Origin of the sequence: Anaerotruncus massiliensis (ex Togo et al. 2026), assembly GCF_900199635.1 — a bacterium.
In the GTDB taxonomy this organism is placed as follows: domain Bacteria; phylum Bacillota; class Clostridia; order Oscillospirales; family Ruminococcaceae; genus Anaerotruncus; species Anaerotruncus massiliensis.
Genome location: NZ_LT962687.1, coordinates 2,180,917 through 2,204,452 on the forward strand (window position 1 = coordinate 2,180,917; position 23,536 = coordinate 2,204,452).

Here is a 23,536-nt window from a genome sequence, read left to right on the forward strand (position 1 = left end):
TCCACTATAACGCAAAACGAGGGCGGTTGCAATCATTTTATCGGATGTTGATAAAAAAATATCAACGTCGATTTTGGGTACTTTCTCTATAAGTCATACTAATGCGGCGTCTTTATTTGACGGCGACCGCTTCGATCTCAAACGCCGCGCCCTTGGGCAGCGCCGCGACCTGCACGCAGGAGCGCGCCGGGGCCTCTCCCGTGAAATACTGCGCGTAAATCGCGTTGATCGCCGCGAAATCCCCCATGTCCGAGAGGAAAACCGTCGTCTTGGTGACGTCCTGAAAGTCCATTCCCGCCGTCTCGAGCACCGCCCTGAGGTTTTCCAGCGCCTGCTTCGCCTGCGCTTCCACCCCGGCCGCAAGCTCTCCGCTCACCGGGTCGAGCCCCAGCTGTCCGGAGGTGTAGAGGGTGTTGCCCGCCAGCACGGCATGGGAATAGGGTCCTACCGCCGCGGGCGCGTTCTTTGCAGAAATCATTTTGTTCATATTGACTGCCTCCTATGGTTGGTTGTTGTCTTTATTATACCAGACCCCGCCGCAAAATGATAGTTTTTTATTATCATTTTTCAGAAATTTAACAAAATTTTCTTACCCCTGGGAACTCCGGGGGACTTTGAAAAGTCCCCCGGACCCCGAAACGTATGATGCAGGTGATCCTCCACCCACAACCATCCGCCGCCGTCCGTGAGGAGGGATAAAAAAGCCGTGCGGGAACGGCGAAACATCCCCCGGACCACGAAACGTTTGATGCAGGTGATCCTCCGCCCACAACCATCCGCCGCCCATGGAAAGGGACGGCAATTTTCGCCGCGTCTCCCCGTCGGAGTCCCGAGGAAATGCGGGAGGCGGCCGCCCAAAAGGGCGGCCGCCTCCTTATCTCGACTTCTCCGCAGAGCAAGCGATCCGCGGTAAAATCACCCGTTCAGACCGTGCTCTCCGAAAGCATCCCTCAGGAGCAGGATGCTTTCGGGCGCGACCGAAAGGTATTCCGCATCCCCCTTTCCGGCAAGCTGCTTGCTGAATTTCCACCAGAGCGCCTCCCCCTCCCCGCCGTCGGCGTTCCGGAAGAGGATGTACCACTCGAAGGGGCTTTCCACCCGTTCGCACACCTCGACGCGCATGGCGTTTTCCGCGCCCGGCCGCGCGGGATGGAAATCATGCGCGCGGATGCCCACATAGGCGAGGTCATCGGGGACGGGCGGAACGACCTTAAACCGCACGCCCCAGCCGGGGACCTCGACGAGGTCCTCCCCGATTTTCCGGGCCGGACAGAGGTTTTTGCAGCCGGTCAGACGGGCCGCCGTCAGCGTGCCTGGGTTTCGGAAGAGCTCGTGCGTGTCCCCCTCCGAAACGGGCCGGCCGTGCTCCATAATGAGCAGCCGCCCGCAGAGGCGGTACGCCTCGTCCCGGCTGTGGGTCACCATCACCGCGTCCCCCGCGTAGCCGCGCAGCAGTTCGAGCAGCTCGAGCTGGAGCTTCTCCTTGAGGTGCGCGTCCAACGCCGAAAAGGGCTCGTCGAGCAGCAGGGCCTCCGGCTCGTAGGCGAGGATGCGCGCGAGCGCGACCCGCTGCTGCTGGCCGCCCGAAAGCTGCCCGGGATACCGCTTCTCCAGCCCTTCCAGCCGGAACCGCCCAACCAGCGAGGCGATCGTCCCGGCGCGTTTTTTCCGGTCCTTCTCCCACCCGAGGGCGCAGGCGATATTCTCCTCCACCGTCATGTGCGGAAAAAGGGCGTAGCTCTGGAAGAGATAGCCCACCCGCCGCTGCCGGGGCGGCAGGTTGACCCCCGCCGCCGAGTCGAAGAGCACCCGCCCGTTGAGGACGATGCGCCCCTCGTCGGGGGTCTCCACCCCCGCGATGCAGCGCAGGGTCATGCTTTTGCCGCACCCCGACGCGCCGAGGATGCCGAGCACCCCGTCCGACGTGGTGAACGCCGTCTCGAGCGAAAAGTCGCGCAGCGTGCGCCTGATCCGCACTTCGAGGCTCATCTCTTCGCCCCCTTCCGCCTGTAGCGGCTCTCCCGGGAGGCGAACCAGTTCATGCTGATGACGGCGAGCAGGGAAATCATCACGATGATCGCCACGTAGTCGTAGGCACCCGCCATGTCCCCCGCCGCGACGGCGGAGTAGATCGCGAGCGGCAGCGTGCGGGTCTTGCCCGCGATGTTGCCCGCGATCATGGCGGTCGCGCCGAATTCGCCCAGCCCGCGCGCGAACGCGAGGACTCCGCCGCTGGCCACGCCGGGCGCCGCCAGCGGCATGACGACCCGCCAGAAGATCGCGCGCTCGGACATGCCGATCGTGCGCGCCGCGCAGACGAGGTCCTGGTCGACCTGTTCAAACGCGCCCCGCGCCGACCGGTACATGAGCGGGAACGAGACGGCCACTGCCGCAAGCACCGTCGCGCCCCATGAAAAGGCGATCTTCACGCTGAAATATTCGATGAAGAACCGGCCGATCGGGCGTTTGACGCCGAAGATGTAGAGCAGGAAAAAACCCGCCACGGTGGGCGGAAGCACAAGCGGCAGGGTCAGGATCCCGTCGAGCACCATTTTCAGATGTTCCCGCCGCATCCCGGCAACCAGCCGGGCGGCGAACACGCCGAGGAAAAAGGTGATGAAGATCGAGAGCGCCGCCGTCTTCATGGATATCAGGATGGGGGATAAATCCAATGCCGTCCCTCCCCGCCGCGCCGGACCCAGGGTCCGGCGCGGGATTTATGATTTCGGATTATTTGTTGGGGGTGAAGCCGTACTCCTCAAAGACGGCCAGCGCCTCGTCGCTCTGAAGGAACTCGACGAAGAGCCGCGCGGCGTCCTTGTGCTGCGAGGCGGACACGATGCCGACCGGGTAGACGACCTTCTTTTCCAGGCTGCCCTCCGGCGCCTCGGCCACGACCTGCACCTTGTCGGTCGTCGCCGCGTCGGTCGCGTAGACGACGCCCACGTCGGCGCTGCCCTCCGCCACCCAGTTGAGCACCTCGGTCACGTTGGTACCCAGGCTCGCCTTGGCGGACACCGCGTCCCAGTTGCCCAGATTTGTGAACGCCTCCTTGGAGTACTGGCCCACGGGGACGCTCTCGGGATCGCCCACGGCGATCGTCGCCGCGTCGGTCACCGTCTCAAAGCTCTTCGCGGCGGGCTCGGAACCGGCCGGCGCAATCAGCACGATCTTGTTCTCCAGCAAATCGACGATTGAATCCGCGTCGACAAGCGACTCGTCCTTGAGCGCGTTCATCTGCTTGGTCGCCGCGGACATGAAGACGTCCGCCTCAAGCCCCTCCTCGATCTGGGTCTGCAGCTTACCCGAGCTGTCGTAGGTGCCCTCCACCGTGATCCACGGATATTTCTCGGTGAACATCGGGATCAGCTTGTCCTTATAGGAATACTCCAGGCTCGCGGCGGCCGCCACAAGGATGGTCACCGGCTCCCCGGAAGCCGCGGGCTCTTCGGCGGGTTCGCTCTCGGGCGCGGGGGCGGGCTCGGCGGGGGGGCCGGCGCGGGTTCGGACGCGCCGCATCCTGCGACGGTAAAGAGCATCAGGGCCGCGAGCAGTACGCTGAAGAATTTTTTCATGGTTGCTGTCCTCCTAAAGCTATTGTCTATTTCCTTGCGCACTCCCCGGCGCGGCCGGTGAGAATTTCCAGGCCGTGCCCGAGTGCGGGGATCACGTATTCCAGGTTCTCCCGGACCGCCTTGGGACTGCCGGGGAGGTTAACGATCAGCGTGCCTCCCCGGATGACCGCGACGGCGCGGGAGAGCATCGCGCGCTTCGTTATGTTTAAGCTCGAATAACGCATCGCCTCCGCGATGCCCGGGGCGAGCCGTTCGGCCACGTCGAGCGTGGCCTCCGGCGTGCAGTCGCGGGGGGAAAAACCCGTCCCGCCCGTGGTGAGCACCAGCTCAGCGACGTTCTCGTCGCACAGCCGCCGCAGCTCGGCGGAAATCTGCTCCCGCTCGTCGGGCAGCAGCGTGTAGGAGACGACCTCGTAGCCGTTTTGCTCGGCGATCTCGCGGATGACCGCGCCGCTCTCGTCCGTCCGCTGTCCGGCGGCGCCCTTGTCGGACAGCGTCACAATCGCGACCCTAAACACGGCGTACCTCCATCCGGTCGCCCTCCGAGATCGTCCCGCCGCGGATCACCCGCGCAAAGACCCCCTCGGTCGGCATGATGCATTCGCCCATCTTCTTGAAGATTTCACAGTGGGAGTGGCACTCCTTGCCGATCTGGGTCATCTCGAGCACCACGCCGTTGCATTCGAGCACCGTACCGACCGGCAGGCTGCGAAAGTCGATCCCCTCGACCACGAGGTTCTCCCCGAACGCGCCGTCGCCCACCTCGGCCCCGCGCGCCCGGAACGCCTCGATCTTGTCAAAGGAGAGCAGGCTCACCTGGCGGTGCCAGTCCCCCGCGTGCGCGTCCCCCTCGATGCCCCAGTTCTCCCGGAACTGCGCCGAATGAATATTCGTCTTCTGAATTCCGCGGCGTTCGCTCGTGCACACCGCAATCACCTTTCCCACGATCCTTATCCTCCGATCTGTACCATTTTCCGCTGTTCCACATGCGCCGCCGTCTCCCCGAAGAGATGGTGGGCCGGTTTGCCCCACACCGCCGCGCGGACCGCCTCAGTGAGCGCCGCGTCGTCCGCGCCGCCCCGCAGGAGCCCCCGCAGGTCCGTCCCCTCGTCAAAGTGAAGGCAGAGCTTCAAAAAGCCGGTCGCCGTCAGCCGGACCCGGTTGCAGCCGCCGCAGAACCGGTGGCTCATCGCCGAGATAAATCCGATCTTGCCCGCAAAGCCGGGGATGTCGCAATAGGAAGCGGGACCGTTGCCCCACTCCCCCGGGTACTCCGTCAACGGCCCGTAGGCGGCGGCCAGCCGCGCGCGGATCTCATCCGCCGGGACGCCCTCGGAGGGGTCCCCCTCCCCGACCGGCATCAGCTCGATGAACCGCACGTCGATCGGGCGGTCCTTGGCGAGCGCCGCGAGCCGCTCCGCCTCGTCGTTCCCCCGGGTGGGCACGCAGTTGAGCTTGACCCGCAGGCCCGCCGCGAGCGCCCGGTCGATCGAATCGAGCACCCGCGAAAGCTCCCCCCGCCGGGTGATCCTGTGGAACGCCTCCGGGTCAAGGGTGTCGAGGCTCACGTTGACCGCGTCCAGTCCCGCCGCCGCGAGCTCCTCCGCGTAATCCCCCAGCAGCACGCCGTTGGTCGTCATCGTGACCTGCCGGATGCCGGGGATCGCCTTGATCTCCCTTGCCAGCCCCGCGACGCCCCGCCGCACGAGCGGTTCCCCGCCCGTCAGCTTCACCCTCCAGAAGCCGAGCTTCGCCGCGCACCGGCAGACCCGCAGGATCTCCTCGTAGCTGAGGATCTCCTCGTGCGCGACCGGCTCCACACCCTCCTCGGGCATGCAGTAGACGCACCGCAGGTTGCACCGGTCGGTCACCGAGACGCGCAGATAGTCGATCTCGCGGTTATATTGGTCTTTCATTGGTTCACCACCTTATTTTTGAAGCCAGAGACGCGCTGAGCCAGGATGGATTTTTTCGCGCCCCTTCGAGGCGCTTTGGGGAAGCCGCCTTCGGCGGCGGAGATTGCCGGGTCCCGCCCCGGCGGGCGGGCCGACTTCTTGCACGCCCAAGAAGTCGGCGGAAGAAGGGCGCTCAAGGGGACTTCCACCAGTCCCCTTGAGAATCCCCCGGGAGTACCTTGCCATAACCCGCAGACTACCGTCACTCCCCACGGGTACACCAGCTGAAGGCTCAATTCAGGTTGCGGGCGCTCCCAACGATGGAAACGGTGCGGCGAGCTTACCGGGTAGGGGCACACGGGGGAGGGTCGCTGACCCTCCGCCCGTGAGGCGCACGCGCATCGGCTTGACCGATCGCGGGGTCAGTTGCGGGCAGGGGCCGCAACTGACGTGCGCCTTGCGCTCCCAACAACGCACACCGGAAGGCTCGCCGGGAACATTCGGCGGAAAACAACACGCCTGCGGCGTGTTCGCGCGCTTTGCGCGCGTGCGCGGCTTCGCCGCGCAGTTTTCCGCCTCCCCGTGGGAGATGCGCGCCTCGCAAAAGCCGCCGTGCCTCCCCTATGGGAACTCCCGGTACGGTTCCGGAGACTCTCGGGCAGAGGTATTGCGCCCGCGGCGCGGCGGCTGGCGGGATGCTGTACACCCGTCTGTTCATCCGTGGCAGGGCGCCGCCGACTTTGGCCGCAGGCCAACCGGAGGCGGCGCGGGGGTCAAGGGGGCGCAGCCCCCTGCGGCTTCTTTCCCCCATTTCTTGTCCGTACAAGAAATGGGGCCGCCCGCCGGGGCGGGACCCGGCAGCTTCGCAGCTCGCTGAGCGGCAAATCTGCAAATCACCGATCAAACACGCCGGATTTCCCGCCCTCCTTATGGATGAGACGGATGTCTCCGAGGACCATGCCCCGGTCGATCGCCTTGCACATGTCGTAGATGGTCAGCAGCGCGACCGATACGCCGGTGAGCGCCTCCATCTCAACGCCGGTGAGCCCGGTGAGTTGGACGGCGCAGGCCGCCTCCACCTCGAGCGTCTCGGGCAGGAGCTCGAAGTCTACCGTGCATTTGGTGAGCATCAGCGGATGGCAGAGCGGAATCAGCTCGGAGGTGCGCTTGGCGGCCATGATGCCCGCCACCCGCGCCACACCGAGCACGTCGCCCTTTTTCGCGGCGCCCGTGCGGATCGTCTCAAAGGTCTCCGCGCTCATACGGATGCGGCCCTTGGCGACCGCGATGCGCAGCGTTTCCGCCTTTCCGCCGACGTCCACCATGACGGCGTTGCCGTTCCGGTCGATGTGGGTGAGCCCGCTCATCACACGCCGCCCTTTCCAAAGCCGCAGTTGGGATAGTGGCAGGTCTCGCAGTTCAGGCAGAGGCCGCCGTTCCCCAGCCGTGCAAGATCCTTCGCGGTGACGGGGTCGTCCGCCATGACGCGGGGCAGCACAAGGTCAAAGATCGTCCGGCGTGCGTACATGACGCAGCCGGGCAGACCCATGATCGGCTTTCCGTCGAGATAGGAGAGCAGAAACATCGCGCCCGGCAGCACCGGCGCGCCGTAGCTGACGATCCTTGCGCCTGTCGCCTTGATGGCGGCGGGGGTGCGGTCGTCGGGATCGACGCTCATGCCGCCCGTGCAGACGACGAGGTCCGCGCCGTCCGCGAGGAACGCCTCGATCGCGGCGGTGATGCCCGCCGGGTCATCGCCGCAGAGGGTAACCCCCATCACCTCGCCGCCGTACTCCTCGAGCTTGGCGGCGACGACGGGCGAAAAGGCGTCCTTGATGCGGCCGTAAAAGACCTCGTTTCCGGTCGTGACGATGCCGCATCTCTTTTTTTGGTAGGGCAGCAGGGAAAGCAGCGGCTTGTCTCCCGCGATCCGTTTTGCCTCGTTCATCTTTTCCTCGGAAATCACCAGCGGGATCACCCGCGTGCCCGCAAGCTTGTCGCCCGCCTTCACCGGCAGGTGGTTGCTGCGCGCCGCGATCATGATCTCGCCGAGGGAATTGATCGCGTCGAGCCGCTCCACATCGATGGAGAAGAGCCCGTCGCAGGTGGCGGAAAGCTCGATCTTTCCCTCCTTGACCGGGCTTTCGGACATGTGTTCGTTTTTGCACAGGTCGCAGAGGATGCGCGCCCCCTCGTTTTCGTGGAGCATGCCCTCCTGCTTTTCCCAGATGTAGAGGTAGTCCTTGCCCATCGAGAGCAGCACCGGGATGTCCTCCGCGGTCACGACGTGCCCCTTGCGGAAGCGCGCGTCCTTGGTCACCCCGGGAATGATCTGCGTCATGTCATGGCAGAGCACCTGCCCAACCGCATCCTCCGTCTTAATCCGTTTCATTCGTATCCCCGCCTTCAAAACATTCTGTAAACAGCCTCTGGGCCGCGTCCTGCACCTCCTGGCGGAACCGCTCGTAGCGCTCGAGGAACCGCTTTCCCCCGGCGGTCACGCTCGAGGAGCCGCCGCCGGCGCCACCGACGCGGCGCTCCATCAGCGGAAAGCCCAGTTCCCCCTCCGCCTTGCGGATGATTTTCCACGCCTTGCTGTAGCTCATCTGCATCTCGGCGGCCGCCGTTTGCAGCGACCCGGTCCGCTCGACCAGCCGCAGCAGGGACGCCACGCCCGGTCCGAAAAACTTTTCCGACCGCCGCAGGCTCACCCGCAGCGAGAAGGACAACCCCTCTGGCATCATTCCGCGTCCCTCCCGACCGTTATGTTATCGAAAATATATCGTTTTCACCATATTACCACAAATTCCGGAAAAGTCAATGTGGAGGATTGACAAAGGCGGCCCCGCCGCGCCTGCGGCGGGGCCGCCCGGGACAGGATCAACGGGTTATTTCCCGACGACCCTGTAGGTCTCGTTGACGATCCGTTCCATCGCGTTGAGGATGTTCTGGTAGCCGGTGCAGCGGCAGAGGTGGCCGGAGATGAGCTTGCGCAGCTCCTCGCGGCTGTACTTTTTGCCGGTGCCGACAATCTCCACCGCCGTCATGATGAGTCCCGGCGTGCAGAAGCCGCACTGGACCGCCGCCTCCTCGATGAACGCCTGCTGGATGGGGGACAGCTCCCCGTTCGGGCCGCGCAGGCCCTCGACGGTGAGGATGTGTTTCCCCTCCGCCCACACGGTCAGGTAGATGCAGCTGTCGATCGCCTCGCCTTCCACCAGCACGGTGCAGGCGCCGCATTCGCCGACCTCGCAGCCGCGCTTGACGCTTGTGAGCCCCAGGCGGTTGCGCAGCGTGTCGAGCAGGCTCTCCCGCTCGTCGACCGCCAGCTCGACCGGTTTGTCGTTGACCGTCATCTGAATCAGTTTCAGCATTCTACCGCACCTCCCGCATGGATGATCGCCTGTTTCAGGGCGCGCCGGCTGAGTTCGCGCACAAGCTGGAGGCGGAACTCCTTCGAGGCGCGCCAGCTCGTGCGGGGATTGACCTCCCCGGCGGCCGCCTCCGCCACCGTCTGGAAGAGGTCCGGCCCGATTTCCCGCCCGCGCGCCAGCTCCTCCGCCTTATGGCAGCGGATGGGAGTGGGCGCGGCGACGCCGAACGCCAGCCGCAGCTCCTCCACGGCGGATCTGTCCGCCGTGAGCTTCACATGGACCGCGCAGCCGAGCGTCGCGATGTCCATTGCGTTGCGCTGCGCGTATTTGATGTAGTGGCCGCCAAAGCCGTCATAGTCCGCCTTCGCGATCCGGATGGCGGTCAGCAGCTCGCCGTGCGCGAGGTCGACCTTCCCGGGGCCGCGGTAGAAATTTTCCAGCTTCACCCGGCGCACGCCGTCCGGGCCGGTGAGCTCGAGTTCGGCGTTCAGCGTCAGCAGCGTCGAGGCGCTGTCCGCGCTTGTCACGCCGTTGCAGACGTTGCCGCCGATTGTGCCGATGTTCCGCAGCTGCGGTCCGCCCGCCTGGTCTACCGCGTCGCCGAGCGCGGGCAGGTGCGCTTCGACCAGCGGGTCGTTGGTGACGTGGGAAAAGGTGGTCGCCGGGCCGATGACGATCGTGCCGTCCGGCTCGAGCGAGACGCCCTCGAGCTCCCGGATGCCGTGGATGCTCACGAGCGAGCAGCCCGCGAGCTTGCCTTCGCGGATCTTGACGAGCACGTCGCTGCCGCCGCAGATGACGACGGCGGACGGGTCCTTCACAAGCGCCGCGATCGCGTCGGGGACGCTCTTTGCCAGGTGGATTTTCTCGATATCGTACATCCCTTCGTCCTCCCCTCTATTGGATGAGCCCAGCGGCGGTGAACTGTTCGACCAGCTTCTGCGGGTTCAGCGGCAGGCTGTCGACCGCCACGCCCGTCGCGTCGAGCACCGCGTTTCGGATGGCGGGGGCCGGCGGGATGGCCGGCGGCTCGCCGAGCGATTTGTTTCCATACGGCCCGCTCGGGTCGATCGTCTCCACAAAGCCGACGTTCAGCTCCGGGGTGTCCCTCGCGGTGGGCAGCTTGTAGTCGAGCAGGTTGCCGTTGAGCGGGCGGCCGCGGTCGTCAAAGCGGAGCTGCTCGCCCAGCGCGTAGCCGAGCCCCATGCTCATGCCGCCGTGGACCTGCGCCTCGGCGAGCTGCGGGTTGATGAGCACGCCGCTGTCATGGACGTTGATGATGTCGAGCACCTTCACCTTGCCCAGCGGGATGTCGACCTCCACCTCCGCGAAGCAGCAGCCGAACGAGAAGGTGTTGTCCTTGCAGTGGTAGGTCTCCTCCGCCGTGATATGTACCGAGCGGTCGAGGCTGTAGAACGCCTCCATCGCGAGGTCGGCGAGCTCGACGAGCTTTTCGCCGGTGTGCGCGTCCACCACCGCGCTGTCCCGCAGGTCCATCGTGTCGGCCGGGCGCTTTTTGAGGTAGGCCGCGTAGTCGAGGATGCGGGCCTTAAACTTCTCGGCGGTCTTTTTGACCGCCATGCCGCTCACATAGGTCTGGCGGGAGGCGTAGGCGCCCGTGTCGAAGGGGGCCACGTCGGTGTCCTGCACCGTGACGATGTGGATGTCCTCCAGCCGGATGCCCGTCGTCTCGGCGGCCATCTGGGTGAAGACGGTGTCGGCGCCCTGGCCGATCTCGGTCGCGCCCATCTGGAGCTGCGCCGAGCCGTCCTGGTTGAGAATGAGCCGTGCGCTCGCCGTCTCGAGCGAGATCGGGTAGACGCCCGTCTTGTAGCTGAAGAGCGCCATGCCCACCCCGCGCCGGACGGGGCCGGTCTGGCCGCGGTAGGCCGCGCGCTTTTCGTCCCAATGGATGTGCGCCTTGCCCTTTTCGATGCAGGCGAGCAGCCCGCTCGAATAGCAGGTGATGCCGGTGCCCGGATCGACGTAGCCGGGCTTCATGCAGTTCTTCTCGCGCAGCTCGACCGGGTCGAGCCCCAGCCCCCGCGCGATGTCGTCCATGTGGGCCTCCATCGCGAAATCGACCTGCGGGATGCCGTAGCCGCGCATCGCGCCGCCCGACGGCAGGTTCGTATAGACGGTGTAGGCGTCCGCGTCGAGCACCTTTTCATCCTGGTAGAGGTGCCGGTAGGCGTTGGAGGCGTTCGCCACGATCGCGTGGCCGTGGGAGGCGTAGCCGCCCTGGTTGGACCACGCCTCGAACTTGCGCGCCACGAGCCGGCCGTCGGGGCGCACGGCGGTTTTGAGCTTGAATTTGATCGCGTGGCGGGTGCGGGTGCAGGAGAAGGTCTCCTCGCGCGAAAGCTCGATCTTGACCGGGCGCCCGCCCACCTGCATCGTCAAAAAGGCGTTGAGCGGCTCGTAGAGGACCTCCTGCTTGTTGCCGAAGCCGCCGCCGATATAGGGCTTGATGACGCGGATCTTCCCCCACGGGATGCCCAGCGCCTGTCCGCAGACGCGGCGGACGATGTGGGGGATCTGGGTGGAGGAGACGACGACGACCCGCCCCTTTTCCATATAGGCGTAGGAGACGGGCACCTCGATGTGGCAGTGCTGGACCGCCTGGGTGTCGTACTCCCCCTCGAAGACCCGCAGGGAGGGATCCGCCTTCACAATCTCGTCGAAGTCCCCCTCGCCGATCGTGAAACGGCTGTGCGCCAGCAGGTTGTCGGGGCGCTCCTCGTGGATGACCGGCGCGCCGGGCGCGAGCGCCTGCTCGACGGTGGTGACGGCCGGGTACTCCTCATACTCCACGCGGATGAGCCGCGCGGCGCGGGAAGCGGCTACCTCGTCCTCCGCGACGACCGCGGCGATGTCGTCGCCGTAGATGCGCACCCGCCGGTTGAGCAGCATGCGGTCGGCGACGTCCTGGTGCGCGGGCTCGACCGACCAGGGATGACCGGGGGTGGGGTACTGAATCTGCGGCGAATCGAAGCAGGTGACGATCTTCACCACGCCGGGGACCTTCTCGGCCTCCGAGAGGTCGAACGATTTCACCAGCCCGTTGGCGATCGTGCTGCGCACGACCTTGGCGACCAGGCAGTTCGCGGGGCGCAAATCGTCGGTGTATTTGGCCCCGCCGGTCACTTTCTCGTATGCGTCCACGCGGGTGATGCTCTTTCCGATTCCCATATGACAAGCCTCCTTGCGGATAAATTAGAGGGATCGATTTATAACGGCAAGCCGCGCAGCGCGGCAGGGTGTTCATTAGTCATAAGTAATACTATTCCGACGAGAAAAAAACAGAACCGCACCAGCGGGGATAAACAAGGTGCTTTTGCCTCCCGCCCGCGGCGGGAGGCAAAAGCACGGGACGGCGGCAATCAGCCGGTCGTCATGAACGCGAAACGGAGTACGAAGAGGATGACGAGGACCACGGTGAAGGGCTTGATCTCCTTGTATTTGCCGGAGAGCAGCTTGATGAGCACGTAGGTGAACAGGCCGAACGCGATGCCGTTGGCGATCGAATAGGTGAACGGCATGAAGGAAACCGTCACGAAGGAGGGGATCGCCTCGGACATGTCCGAGAAGTCGAGGTCCTTGATCGAGCTGAGCATCAGCACGCCCACGAAGACGAGCGCCGGAGCGGTCGCCGCGCTGGGGATGATGCCGACGATCGGGGCGATGATGATCGACGCGAGGAAGAGGATCGAGGTGGTCAGGGAGGTGAGTCCCGTGCGGCCGCCCTCGGCGATGCCGGTGCTCGACTCGACGAAGGTCGTCGCGGTGGAGGTGCCCAGGCAGGCGCCCACGGTGGTCGCGATCGCGTCGGACATCATGGCTTCACGCATGCGGGGCATCTCGCCCTTATCGTCGAGCATCTTGGCCTGGCGGGCGGTGCCCAGCAGGGTGCCGATCGTGTCGAACATGTCGACGAGCGAGAAGGAGATGACGATCATCACGAGGGTAAAGATCATCTGGAAGATGTTCGTCGCGCCCGCGAAGAGCCCGCCGAAGTCCATCTTGAAGAGGGAGACGTTGACGAAGTCGGAGAACTGCCGGCCAACGTCGAGCGAGAATCCGTGGAAGGAGGTCACGCCGAGCGGAATGCCGACGATCGTCGCCACGACGATGCCGATGATGATCGAGCCCTTGATGTTGCGGGCGTGCAGCGCGCCGATCACGACGAGGCCGATAAGCGCGACGATCGCGGAGCAGATGAGGCCGCGCAGCTCGGGATCGCCCATCTTGGAGAAGTCGACGAGCGCCACGAGGGTGGACGAGTTGGAGACCACGAGGCCCGCGTTCTTAAGCCCGATGAGCGCGAGGAAGAGGCCGATACCGGCGCTGATCGCTCCGCGCACACAGTGCGGGATCGCCTTGACGACCGCCTCGCGGAAGCCGACCGCCGTGATGAGGATGAACAGGATGCCGGAGATGAAGACGATTGCCAGCGCCTGCCCGTAGGTATAACCCATGGTGAGGACCACCGTGTAGGCGAAGAAGGCGTTGAGCCCCATGCCGGGCGCCTGCGCGAAGGGGACCTTCGCGTACATCGCCATCAGGAAGGTGCCGAAGAAGGAGATCAGGCAGGTTGCAAAGAATACGCCGTTCTGGACCTGCGCGGCATATTCCGCCTGTCCCATGATGTTGAAGGGGTCGGCGAGCATGGTCGGGTTGACGACGATGATGTACGCCATCGCCACGAAGGTCGTGAAGCCGGCCAGCACCTCGGTCTTCACGTTGGTGTGGTTCTTTTCGAGCTCAAAATAGCGCTCAAAGAACCCCTTCTCTTTTGTCTGTGTCATTGAATTACCTCCTCACAGTTTGCATCTGGCCGTGCGGCATTGCCGCAGCCGCACGGCGCGAATGGTTTCCGGCCCTCCGGCCGGACTGCTTCTATGAGATGCGCGGCCGCGGGTGGTCCGTCCGCTTCCGCGCGCCCATACAAAAACTGTTCCGCCGCCACGGGCGGCCGGGGGAATGTCCTGACAGGCATGGGTTCCGATCTGTTTTATCTGACGCGCGCGCCCGCGACATATTTGCCGCGCACACAGCGCCCGTCGTCCAGGTAGAGGATCCGCTCCAGCCGCTCCACCGGGGTGAGCGCCTGCGGATGCGGGAAGCCGCTGTCGTCGAGCACGACCGCGTCGAACTCGTACCCCTCCTCGAAGGAGCCGACCTTCCCGAAGAATTCCCCGCCGCCCTTGGTGCCGAGGTAGAACGCCTCCGGCACGGTCAGCGGCCGGAGGGAATCGTCGAGCAGCCGCCAGCGCAGCTTGGAGGCCTGCACCGCGTCCGCCATCGCGCGGAAGACGGAGAGCGAAAAGCCGCCCGCGATGTCGGTGCCGAGCCCGACCTTCATGCCGCGGTCGAGGTAGGCGCGCACCGGCGCGACGCCCGATGCGAGGTTCGTGTTCGACTGGGCGCAGTGTGCGATAAAGACGCCGCGCGCCTGCATGAGGTCGATCTCCTCCCCGGTGCTGTGCACGCAGTGGGCCATGATCGTCGGGGCGTCCCCGCCGAAGAGGCCGAACCGGTCGTAGGCGCCGCCGTAACAGCCTGACCAGGGGCAGAGCTCCTTCACCCACGCGATCTCGGAGAAGTTCTCCGACAGGTGGGACTGCACCGGGAGGCCCGTCTCCCGCTGGAGCTTTCCGAGGCCTTCCATCAGCTCGTCGGTGCAGGAGGGGGTGAAGCGCGGGGTGAGGATCGGGGCGACGTTCCTGTACTTCCCCTTCGTCTCGGAAATCCACCGCGCGGTGTCCTCGAGCGAGGCGGCCGCGCTCTCCTCCCGCAGGATGTCGGGGCTGTTGCGGTCCATGTTGACCTTGCCCACCAGCGCCCTGACGCCCGTCTCCTCAATGAGGTCCATCAGCAGCTCGGTCGCGGGGCGGTGGATCGTCCCGAACACCGCCGCCCGGGTGGTCGGGGAGGCCGCCAGGTCGTCAGCGAAGATGCGGTAGGCCCTCCCGGCGTAGGCGGGGTCGGCGTATTTTGCCTCCTCGGGGAAGGTGTGGGTATTCAGCCAGTCGAGCAGCTCGAGGTCCATGCCCAGCGCCCGGAAGGAATACTGGGGCGCGTGCAGGTGCAGGTCGACGAGGCCGGGGATGACCAGCCTGTCCCCGCAGTCCTCGACGGGAATCCCCTTGAACTGCTCGGGCAGCTCGGTAAAAACGCCGGCGGTCTTCCCTTCCTCGCAGACGAGGTAGCTTTCCGGCATGCAGACAATCGCCCGGGGGGTCGGCGTATGCAGAATATGGCCCCTGAGCGCGAAAGTTGTCTTCTCTAACATAATACTGCCTCCAGAAGATTTTTGCAATCGCCGCTTGTGTTTTTGACAAATATCGAGTATAATTGAACATATACTTCTTCCAAGCCCGGCGATTGTGGAAAGTTTTTGTGTGTTTCGCGTATAAGTCATACTTATTACTTCATAATGATATCCTATTTAAAGTATGAAAGCAAGATTCATTTTCCATAAAATAGTTTGAGGCGGATTGTGAGTTCTCACAGTCGCGCCCGTCCGCCATGCGGGCGATTTCGCAGGAAAGAGGGAATCGGCCATGCCAGCAGAATACGAACTGCCCCACCTCGGGGGAAAGCTGATGTCCACGCAGGTCAGCGCGCTGCTTATCCGGGAGCTCTCGGAGGGCGTCTTCCAGCAGGCGGACCGGCTGCCCAGCGAGGTGGAGCTGTCCGAGCGGCTCGGCGTCAGCCGCACCGTCATCCGCGACGCCCTCTCCGACCTCGAGCGGGAGGGGCTCATCGAGCGGGTGCGCGGCATCGGGACCGTCATCAACCGCGAGATTGTCAACCTCACCAGCCGCCTCGACCTCAAGTTCGAATATAACGAGCTCATCCGCGCCGCGGGCTACACCCCCCACAGCGACAGCATCTCCCTGCGGGTCGAATACGCCGACGAGGAGCTCGCCGAAAAGCTCCAGATCGACGTGGGCGCGGGCGTGATCGTCTGCGAAAAGCGGGTGCTCGCCGGCAGCATCCCCGTCATCTACTCGGTCGACTACCTGGCGCTCTCCCTCTTCGACGGCATGAGCTACGCCGACATCGACTGGTCGGAGCCGATCTTCGATATCCTCGACCGCCACTGCGGGCTGATCGTCGTCACCGACATCGCCCGCGTCTCGGCCACCAACGCCACCCCCGCCATCCGGCAGAAGCTCGGCGTCCCGGACGGGGACGCGCTGCTCCTGCTCGACGAGGTCGGCTTCTGCAAGCTGAGCCGCCCGGTGCTGCGTTCGCTGGAGTTCTATACCGACTTCTTTGATTTTACCATGCTGCGCAAGAAATTTTAACCCTCAAAACCAAAAGGGCGGACGGCCTCTGGCCGTCCGCCCTTTTTGCGCGGGGTCACTCCCCCCGCTTATCATATTCCACGGCCATCGCCGCCAGCCCGAGCAGGAGCATCCGCCCCGAAAGCGCCAGCGGCGGAACCATTCCCAGCTCCGCCACGGTGGCCTCCTTCTCCTTGCGGACCGGTGCCGGGGCGCGCCGGAACGCGCCCGCGGGTTCTATTCCTCCGGTTTTTCGCCGCCGAACTTCGCCAGCAGCGCCACCAGTCCCATGATGAGGAGCATGACGGCGAAGATGCCCGCCATGCCAAGGCCCATGATCTCCAGGGAAATGATGAAGTTTTCCATTTCACAGCCTCCTTACAGGAAGAGCGGGACGAGATAGAGCAGGATCCCGCCCGCGATGACCGATCCGATCTGCCCCGAGACGTTCGCGCCGATCGCGTGCATGAGCAGGTGGTTCTGGTTATCCTCCTTGAGCGCCATCTTCTGGACGACGCGCGCCGACATCGGGAAAGCGGAGATACCCGCCGCGCCGATCATCGGGTTGATCTTTTTCCCCTCGGGCAGAAAGACGTTCATGAGCTTCGCGAAGAGCACGCCGCCGACCGTATCCATCACGAAGGCCGCCAGCCCCAGCAGCATGATGACCAGCGTCTGCGGGGTCACGAAGGCGTCCGCCTGCATCGAGAAGGAGATCGTCAGCCCCAGCAGCAGCGTGATGATGTTGGCGAACTCGTTCTGCGCCGTCTGGGAGAGGGAGTTGAGCACCCCGCATTCCCGCAGCAGGTTGCCAAACATCAGAAAGCCCACGAGCGCCACCGACATCGGCGCGACCAGCCCGGCGATGACCGTCACGAGGATCGGGAAGAGGATGCGGGTCCTCCGGGTCACGTCCTTGGGGTGGTAGGGCATCCGGATGCGGCGTTCCTTCCGGGTGGTGACCAGGCGGATGGCAAACGGCTGGACGATCGGCACGAGCGCCATATAGGAGTAGGCCGCCACCGCGATCGCCCCGAAATAGGGGGTGCCGAAAATCTTCGAGACGAGGATCGAGGTGGGGCCGTCGGCCGCGCCGATGATGCCGATCGAAGCCGCGTCCGCGAGGGTGAAGCCGAACCACGGCCCGAGCAGGGTCACGAGCGAGAAGGTGAAGAAGATGCCGAACTGGGCCGCCGCGCCGAAGATCATCATCTTGGGGTTGGAGAGCAGCGGCCCGAAGTCAATCATCGCGCCGATGCCGATGAAGAGCAGGATGGGCAGCGCCTCCGACGCGTCGATCAGCGTCTGGAAGAGCCACTGGATGATGCCCGGCGCGGGGATGCCGCCCTGGAGCACCTGGTCGAGCACCCCGGAGAAGGGCAGGTTCACAAGGATGGCACCGAAGCCCATCGGCATGAGCAGGGCGGGCTCGAACCCCTTTTCGATCGCCAGATAGATGAGCAGCCCGCCGATCGCATACATAACCAGTTGCTGCCAGGTGATGGCCGTGACGCCGCGCAGCAGAAATTCCATTTGCAACTCCCCTTTTCCTGATTTATCTTGCCCCGCCGCCAAACAAAAAAGACCTGTGTTCCGGAAAACGAAACACAGGTCTTGTCATTTCAAGTTAAACCACGGCCAAATGGCCCGAGATGTTGATTTAACTGCACCGAACGTGCCGACTACTCCCCCGGGGCGATTCAGTTTTCAAATGCGCATGTTGTTACAAATATATCTTAGCACAACCCGCCCCCTTTGTCAATTCCTCCCTGCGCATGCCTCCATTTTGCAGCAGAATCCCCGCAGACTTGCATTTTATGCGGATTTGTGCTATCATTGGTACTGTTGAACGAATGGAGGCGGCCGGCATCTTCCGGGAATCCCAGCGGGGCGAAGCGCCCTTTTGTGCAGGATTTTTCGCGGTGGAGTGCAGGAGGGCCGCTGTACGCAACGGAACCGTTGAATGGAAATGCGAGGTGTTTTCCCATGTCCACCACAAAGAACCTATCCAGCATGAAAAGCCGTCTCACCATTTACAAGCTCGGCCTGCGCCGCGCCGAAACGCATGGCAACCAGGACGAGATCACCAAATGGGAGAGCAGCATCGCCGCCCTCGAGCAGGAGATCGACGAGCTGGATAACCAGTGAGGCCCCTGCCCCCGGCGGGCCATAAGGCACAGACAGACGGCCGCCCGCGGGGCGGCCGTTTTGATCCCCGCAAAGAAAAAAGCCGCCCATAAGGGCGGCTTTTTTGGTTTACAGCAGGTCCTCGTCGTAGTGGGCGCGGGCGCCGCCGATAAACTTGGGGCGGGTGCGCGCGCAGACGACGTTCGCCTCGCCGATGCGCTTCACCTGGATGCGCACCGGTACCGCGACCTCGCACAGGTGCATGCCGATCAGCGTGTCGCCGATGTCGATGCCCGCCTTCGCGCGGACATGCTCGACCGCGGCGGGGGCATCGAAGCCCGCCCACGCGGCCGTGGCAAAGGAGCCGCCCGCCTTGGGCTGGGGCACCACGTTCACCGGCTCGAGCCGGTAGAGGCGCGCCGCCTCCCGCTCGAGGATGAGCGCGCGGTTGAGGTGCTCGCAGCACTGCGCCGCCAAAAAGATGCCCGCCCGCGCGAGCACGGGGTGGACGCCCTCAAAGACCGCCGCCGCGATGTCGGTGTTGGAGGCGGAGCCGATCCGCTCCCCCGCCACCTCGCTCGTCGAGCAGCCGACCACCAGGATGTCTCCCCGCTGGAGCCGCGCCTGCGGCAGCAGCTCCAGCACCGCGCGGCGCGCCTCTTCACGAATCTGTTCGAGCATCGTTCCCATCCTTTCCGGCGGCGGAACATCCCGCCGCGTCAGCTTTTAAAATCCCGTTCAGCCCACGGAGAAGGGGATGAAGTAGCTGTTCCCCTCGAAATCGTCGTCCCAGACTTCGATATACCGGAGGCTGAAGCCCTTCGCGTCGGCCGGGGCGACAAAGATCAGGTCGCCCGTGCGGCTCTCGCCCTTGAAGAGCTCATACTCGTCGGGGAGCTGTCCCTCGGCAAACTCCGATTCGGGATAGACCGTCGTATCTCCCATGCCGTCCCAGGTCAGGGTGAAGTCGGTATAGAACATGGGGATCTTCGCGTCGTCCTCAAAGGTGTTCTTCACGGTGATGTTGACCACCACAAAGGTGTGGTTTGGGTCAGTGGGGGTATAGTCCTCGAGCTCCGGCTCCATGCGCGCGGAGTTGACCGTGTACTCAAAGAACGCGGTCTTCGCGGTCTCCCCTTCCGAATGGGAGGTCGTCTGGCCGTGCGCGCGGCCGTCCGCCTTGATCTCGGTGCCCACGTCCTCGAGGACGTCCTTCGCGCCGCATCCCGCGGCGGCGAGCAGCAGGCAGCCGGCGAGCAGCAGCGCGGCAAGTTTCTTACCCATAGTGAATTCTCTCTCCTCATAATAAATTGTTGGGGGGTTCCGCGTCCATTATACCAGTTTCTCCATGGCGGATGCAATCGTTTCCCCGCCAATTTTTCCGCGCTGATGCGGTGAATTTTCAGGCAATCAGCCCTCCGCCGCGCTTTCCTCGAGCGGCTTGATCTCGGAGCGGTAGAGGTGGCGCATGTAGACCACGCAGAGGGTCAGCGAAAAGAGCTCCGCGAAGGGGAAGGCCCACCACACCGCCGAGAGCCCGCCGAACCGGGCGAGGAGGAAGGCGGAGGGCAGCAGCACGACCAGCTGGCGGACGACCGAGACGGTGAGGCTGAGCAGGCCGTGCCCGAGCGCCTGGCAGACCGAAAGGGTGATGATGCAGAACCCGGCGAAGAGGAAGCTCAGGCTGATGATCCGCAGGGCGGGCACGCCGATGGCGAGCATCGTTTCGGAGGCGTTGAAGATCGAAAGCAGCTGCGGGGTGAAGAGCCAGAAGATCACGAGCCCGAAGGTCAGCATGCCGACCGCGTACAGGACGCTCAGCCGGATGGTCTGTTTCATGCGGTCGGGCTTGCGCGCGCCGAAGTTGTAGGAGATGATCGGCACCATGCCGTTGTTGAGCCCGAAGGTGGGCATGAAGACGAAGCTCTGGAGCTTGAAGTAGACGCCGAACACCGCCGTGGCGGTCGAGGTGAAGGCGATGAGGATCTTATTCATGCCGAAGGTCATCACCGAGCCGATGGAGGCCATGACGATCGAGGGAAGCCCGACCGAATAGATCTTGCGCACGATGCGGCCCTCGGGGCGCAGGATCCGCCGGGAGAGGGCGATCTCGTGGTTTTTGCGCAGGTTGAACCAGAGGGCGAGCGCCGCCGCGACGATCTGGCCGATGACGGTGGCGACCGCCGCGCCCGCGACGCCCATGCGCGGGCAGCCCAGCAGGCCGAAGATCATGATCGGGTCGAGGATGATGTTGATGATCGCGCCGGTGCCCTGCGTAATCATCGTATAGAAGGTGCGCCCGGTCGACTGGAGCAGCTTTTCCAGCGTGACCTGCCCGAAGAGCCCGAAGGAGCAGACGCAGCAGATCGTCAGGTAGGAAACGCCGTCCTCGACGATCGCGGCGTTGCCCGTCTGGAGCAGGAAGAAGGGCCGCGTCAGGAAAATCCCGCCCAGCGCGAACGCCAAAAAGCTCATAACCGCCAGGAAAACGCCGTTGTCGGCGGTCTTGTTGGCGAGCTCGAAGTTCTTCTCCCCCAGACTTTTGGAGAGCAGGGCGTTGATGCCGACGCCCGTGCCGGTGCCCACGGCGATCATCAGGCTCTGCGCCGGGAAGGCCAGCGAGACGGCGGTCAGGGCGTTCTCGCTCAGCCGCGCCACGAACATGCTGTCCACGATGTTGTAAAGCGCCTGCACGAGCATCGACACCATCATCGGCAGCGACATCGAGATGAGCAGGCGGTTGACGGGCATGACTCCCATCTTGTTTTCAGCGGGCAGATCCCGCCGCTCGCCCGCGGCGGCCGCCCCTTCCGTCCGGTCCTCCCGGACGTCAAGGTTCTTTCCCAATTTGTCCCCTCCCAGATCGTTGGCTTTGCAACGATAGAAAGCCAAAAATCTCAATTATTTTTTGTTTATTCTTTCCGACTGGTCTATTCTAAGCCAGATAAATTTAATTGTCAAGCGGTTATTTTCTTGACTTTCCCGGCAGAGGCAATTAAAATAAGGTTGCACTGGAAACTTGATTGAAAAGGACGATGCCTATGTCCGGCGACCCGCGGCCCAACCTCCTCAAGCTGATCTCCCTGGTCCACCGCAAGACGCAGATGTATTTGAACGGCCGGGTCGAGCCGCTCGGGCTCACAAGCGGGCAGGTGCCTTTCCTCCTGATCGCCTGCGAGACCGGCGGGGTGCCACAGAACCAGTTCTGCGCCCTGCTCGATATGGATAAGAGCACCGTCGCAAAGACCCTCTCCCGGCTGGAGGCGCAGGGCTATGTGCGGCGGCGGGCCGTCTCGGGCGACGGGCGCGCGTTCGACGTCCTCCCCACCGACCGCGCCCGCGACGTCTACCCCTTTCTCCAAAAAATCGGCGACGACTGGATGGACGAGCTCGCCTCCGGGCTGACCGATATCGAACGCGCCATCTTTTCCCAGATGCTCCTGAAGGTCGCGCGGAACGCCTCGCGCCATTTTTCGGAGCCCGGCGCGCCCGAGTGACGCAATGATTAAAAGGAGCGGCGCCCGCGGGCGCCGCTCCTTTTTCGATTTCATCTTTAAGCCTCCACGATCGCGTGCAGCTCGGTAAAAATTTCCGGGTAGGCCTGCGTCAGGGTGCTGAGGCCCAGCTCCCGCGCCGTCAGGTGGCTCAGCACCTGGAAGGGGACGAGATACTCGACCGCGCTCAAAAAGGGCAGGTCGAGAAAGTCGCTGACCAGCCAGTTGGGCTGCCGCCCGGGGGTGCGCCCCGAACAGACGAGCACGCAGTTTTTGCTCTTTTTCGCAAACCACCGGTAGATTTCCTGCGCCCGTTCCCGCTCGGGGCCGTCCTCGGCGCAGACGAAAAAGACGACCGAGTCCTCCTTGACGCCGTAGCCGCTGCCGTGGAGGAACTCCTCCAGCTCGTAGGCCATCGAGGGCCTGCGGGTGGTCTCGAGGATCTTCAGGCAGGACTCCTGGAGCGTCCCGCAGCAGGGGCCGTACCCCACAAAGCGGTAGGCGTCCGCCGCGAGCATCATCCCGCGGTGATCGGCGTACCACGCCTTCGCGGCGTCGGCCGCGCGGCCGCAGCTTTCGGGCAGCCGCTCAAAGCCGTCCATCCAGCGGCGGTATTCGTCCGCGTCCAGCCGCCCGAGCGCGCGGGCCGCCTCCACCGCGCAGAGCAGCAGGATCACCATCGACGCCACATGCCCCCTGCTCTCGGGGAAGGATTCCTCGAAGCCGGTGGGCTTTTCGATGACGATGTCGCACTCCCGCGCGAGGGCACCGCCGGGCGACAGGGTCGTGCAGAGCACGGGGATCCCCGCCGCCCGCGCGAGGCGCGCGCTTTCGATCGGGCCCGTCGTCCGGCCGGTCTGCGCCGGGCAGATGAGGAGCATCTCCTCCGGGCGGTAGACGCCGTTCGCGTTGAAGGGCGTGTGGCGGTTGAGGACGGCGGGCAACGAGCTGCTGGCTTCCACGCCCAGCAGCCTTTCCATGCACATGCCCGCCACCACGCAGACCGAGTGGGGGGAACCGTTCCCGCTCAGGTAGACCCGCTTCACGGGGTGGCTCAAAAAGTGCTTCACAAACGCGGCGGTGTAGCGTTCCCGGTCCCTGACGATCCGCCTGATATCGTCCGGCTCCGCCTCGATATAGCGGAGCATGGTATTTTCGTCGCGCATTGTTCCCTCCGCGGCCGTCAGGCAGAAAGTACCTGCGGGTGGGTTTTGAAGTAGTAGACGAACAGGTGCAGGATCATCGAATGGATGTCCTCGATCATCTCGTAGCTCGTCAGCGGGACGATGAGGTTGGCATCCGCGTAATCCCTGACGAGCCCGCCCTCAAAGCCGGTCAGCCCGATGATGGGGGACCGCTTCCGTTTGGCGTGCTCGCACGCCTTGATCAGGTCGGGGGACTTGCCGCTCGCGGACACGAGGATCAGCACGTCGCCGGGGTCGAAGAGGTTCTCCATCTGCTGGGAGAAAATCTCGTCGAAGGCGATGTCGTTTCCGAACGCGGTGATCTTCTCCACGTTGGAGGAGAGCGACTGGATGCGGAACCGCCGCACGCCGGGCGTCTGCACCGCGTTCTTCCCAAAGTCGCAGGAGAAGTGGTTCGCGGTGCCCGCGCTGCCGCCGTTGCCGGCGATGAAAACCTGCCGGTCGTTCCGGTGGGCCTCGGTCAGGATGTCGACCGCCTTCCGGAATTCCACGGGGTCCAGCCGGGCGATCGTCTCGGCGATCATATCGGTATAAGCCTTTAAAAATGCCTGCATATCGGTTTTCCCTTTCG

Annotated in this window: 25 protein-coding genes; 3 read left to right on the forward strand and 22 right to left on the reverse strand. The window is 64.3% G+C overall.

From position 1 onward, the window contains the following. Positions 1-112: 112 nt before the first annotated feature. The 15 genes from C1A13_RS10675 to C1A13_RS10745 form a co-directional block, all read right to left on the reverse strand. Positions 113-487 carry a RidA family protein gene (locus tag C1A13_RS10675; protein ID WP_101551832.1) on the reverse strand — a complete coding sequence of 125 codons (375 nt, stop codon included), beginning with the start codon at positions 485-487 and terminating at the stop codon, positions 113-115. A 428-nt stretch (positions 488-915) separates the two neighbouring features. Then, on the reverse strand, positions 916-1,989 hold the full coding sequence (locus C1A13_RS10680) for a sulfate/molybdate ABC transporter ATP-binding protein (RefSeq protein ID WP_101551834.1): 1,074 nt from the start codon (positions 1,987-1,989) through the stop codon (positions 916-918). Next, positions 1,986-2,672, reverse strand: a complete 687-nt coding sequence (gene modB / locus C1A13_RS10685) for a molybdate ABC transporter permease subunit (protein ID WP_101551836.1) — start codon at positions 2,670-2,672, stop codon at positions 1,986-1,988. The genes C1A13_RS10680 and modB overlap by 4 nt, the downstream gene beginning before the upstream one ends. A gap of 58 nt (positions 2,673-2,730) precedes the next feature. Next, a complete protein-coding gene (gene modA, locus C1A13_RS10690) occupies positions 2,731-3,519 on the reverse strand; it encodes a molybdate ABC transporter substrate-binding protein (protein ID WP_172439254.1) in 789 nt (262 codons plus the stop codon). Between the two features lie 82 nt (positions 3,520-3,601). Further along, positions 3,602-4,093 carry a MogA/MoaB family molybdenum cofactor biosynthesis protein gene (locus C1A13_RS10695; protein WP_101551838.1) on the reverse strand — a complete coding sequence of 164 codons (492 nt, stop codon included), beginning with the start codon at positions 4,091-4,093 and terminating at the stop codon, positions 3,602-3,604. Further along, positions 4,086-4,520, reverse strand: a complete 435-nt coding sequence (locus C1A13_RS10700) for an MOSC domain-containing protein (RefSeq protein ID WP_101551840.1) — start codon at positions 4,518-4,520, stop codon at positions 4,086-4,088. The genes C1A13_RS10695 and C1A13_RS10700 overlap by 8 nt, the downstream gene beginning before the upstream one ends. A gap of 5 nt (positions 4,521-4,525) precedes the next feature. Further along, the gene (moaA, locus tag C1A13_RS10705) at positions 4,526-5,491 is read right to left on the reverse strand and encodes a GTP 3',8-cyclase MoaA (protein ID WP_101551842.1); all 966 of its coding nucleotides are present in this window, start codon (positions 5,489-5,491) and stop codon (positions 4,526-4,528) included. Positions 5,492-6,363: 872 nt separating this feature from the next. Beyond that, positions 6,364-6,840, reverse strand: a complete 477-nt coding sequence (gene moaC, locus C1A13_RS10710; protein ID WP_417007731.1) for a cyclic pyranopterin monophosphate synthase MoaC — start codon at positions 6,838-6,840, stop codon at positions 6,364-6,366. Continuing rightward, entirely contained in the window at positions 6,837-7,862 is a 1,026-nt protein-coding gene (locus C1A13_RS10715) for a molybdopterin-binding protein (RefSeq protein WP_101551846.1), read from the reverse strand. The genes moaC and C1A13_RS10715 overlap by 4 nt, the downstream gene beginning before the upstream one ends. After that, complete coding sequence (locus C1A13_RS10720; protein ID WP_242970861.1) at positions 7,849-8,211, reverse strand: winged helix-turn-helix domain-containing protein; 363 nt, start codon at positions 8,209-8,211, stop codon at positions 7,849-7,851. Before C1A13_RS10720 ends, C1A13_RS10715 begins: the two co-directional genes overlap by 14 nt. A gap of 147 nt (positions 8,212-8,358) precedes the next feature. Beyond that, positions 8,359-8,844 carry a xanthine dehydrogenase subunit XdhC gene (gene xdhC / locus C1A13_RS10725; protein WP_101551850.1) on the reverse strand — a complete coding sequence of 162 codons (486 nt, stop codon included), beginning with the start codon at positions 8,842-8,844 and terminating at the stop codon, positions 8,359-8,361. Beyond that, complete coding sequence (gene xdhB / locus C1A13_RS10730; RefSeq protein ID WP_101551852.1) at positions 8,838-9,725, reverse strand: xanthine dehydrogenase subunit XdhB; 888 nt, start codon at positions 9,723-9,725, stop codon at positions 8,838-8,840. The genes xdhC and xdhB overlap by 7 nt, the downstream gene beginning before the upstream one ends. 16 nt (positions 9,726-9,741) lie before the next feature. Further along, on the reverse strand, positions 9,742-12,036 hold the full coding sequence (gene xdhA / locus C1A13_RS10735; RefSeq protein ID WP_101551854.1) for a xanthine dehydrogenase subunit XdhA: 2,295 nt from the start codon (positions 12,034-12,036) through the stop codon (positions 9,742-9,744). A gap of 191 nt (positions 12,037-12,227) precedes the next feature. Then, positions 12,228-13,652 (reverse strand): NCS2 family permease, encoded by a 1,425-nt coding sequence (locus C1A13_RS10740; protein ID WP_101551856.1) that lies wholly within the window; start codon positions 13,650-13,652, stop codon positions 12,228-12,230. A gap of 206 nt (positions 13,653-13,858) precedes the next feature. Next, positions 13,859-15,139: an amidohydrolase family protein gene (locus tag C1A13_RS10745; protein WP_101551858.1), complete on the reverse strand. Its 1,281-nt coding sequence runs from the start codon at positions 15,137-15,139 to the stop codon at positions 13,859-13,861. A gap of 271 nt (positions 15,140-15,410) precedes the next feature. On the opposite strand from C1A13_RS10745, the gene C1A13_RS10750 reads away from it, so the two are divergent. After that, entirely contained in the window at positions 15,411-16,160 is a 750-nt protein-coding gene (locus C1A13_RS10750) for a GntR family transcriptional regulator (RefSeq protein WP_101551860.1), read from the forward strand. A gap of 216 nt (positions 16,161-16,376) precedes the next feature. Here the strand turns inward: C1A13_RS10750 and C1A13_RS15200 are convergent, their stop codons facing one another. Both C1A13_RS15200 and C1A13_RS10755 read right to left on the reverse strand, forming a co-directional pair. Further along, positions 16,377-16,505 carry a hypothetical protein gene (locus C1A13_RS15200; RefSeq protein WP_278277674.1) on the reverse strand — a complete coding sequence of 43 codons (129 nt, stop codon included), beginning with the start codon at positions 16,503-16,505 and terminating at the stop codon, positions 16,377-16,379. A gap of 12 nt (positions 16,506-16,517) precedes the next feature. Next, entirely contained in the window at positions 16,518-17,672 is a 1,155-nt protein-coding gene (locus tag C1A13_RS10755; RefSeq protein WP_101551862.1) for a sodium ion-translocating decarboxylase subunit beta, read from the reverse strand. A 453-nt stretch (positions 17,673-18,125) separates the two neighbouring features. On the opposite strand from C1A13_RS10755, the gene C1A13_RS14915 reads away from it, so the two are divergent. Then, a complete protein-coding gene (locus C1A13_RS14915) occupies positions 18,126-18,287 on the forward strand; it encodes a hypothetical protein (RefSeq protein WP_158595584.1) in 162 nt (53 codons plus the stop codon). Positions 18,288-18,395: 108 nt separating this feature from the next. On the opposite strand, the gene C1A13_RS10760 is transcribed toward C1A13_RS14915, so the two are convergent. The 3 genes from C1A13_RS10760 to C1A13_RS10770 all read right to left on the reverse strand — a co-directional run bounded on the left by C1A13_RS10760 (position 18,396) and on the right by C1A13_RS10770 (position 21,026). Beyond that, positions 18,396-18,947, reverse strand: a complete 552-nt coding sequence (locus tag C1A13_RS10760; protein ID WP_101551864.1) for a TIGR01440 family protein — start codon at positions 18,945-18,947, stop codon at positions 18,396-18,398. A 57-nt stretch (positions 18,948-19,004) separates the two neighbouring features. Further along, positions 19,005-19,550, reverse strand: coding sequence for a DUF4352 domain-containing protein (locus C1A13_RS10765; protein ID WP_101551866.1), 546 nt, complete (start codon positions 19,548-19,550; stop codon positions 19,005-19,007). Positions 19,551-19,676: 126 nt separating this feature from the next. Then, positions 19,677-21,026, reverse strand: coding sequence for an MATE family efflux transporter (locus tag C1A13_RS10770; RefSeq protein WP_101553256.1), 1,350 nt, complete (start codon positions 21,024-21,026; stop codon positions 19,677-19,679). A 281-nt stretch (positions 21,027-21,307) separates the two neighbouring features. On the opposite strand from C1A13_RS10770, the gene C1A13_RS10775 reads away from it, so the two are divergent. Beyond that, positions 21,308-21,763 (forward strand): MarR family winged helix-turn-helix transcriptional regulator, encoded by a 456-nt coding sequence (locus C1A13_RS10775; protein ID WP_172439255.1) that lies wholly within the window; start codon positions 21,308-21,310, stop codon positions 21,761-21,763. Between the two features lie 56 nt (positions 21,764-21,819). Here the strand turns inward: C1A13_RS10775 and C1A13_RS10780 are convergent, their stop codons facing one another. After that, positions 21,820-22,926, reverse strand: coding sequence for an SIS domain-containing protein (locus C1A13_RS10780; protein WP_101551870.1), 1,107 nt, complete (start codon positions 22,924-22,926; stop codon positions 21,820-21,822). 17 nt (positions 22,927-22,943) lie between these two features. Further along, on the reverse strand, positions 22,944-23,519 hold the full coding sequence (locus C1A13_RS10785; RefSeq protein WP_101551872.1) for a D-sedoheptulose-7-phosphate isomerase: 576 nt from the start codon (positions 23,517-23,519) through the stop codon (positions 22,944-22,946). Positions 23,520-23,536 lie beyond the last annotated feature (17 nt).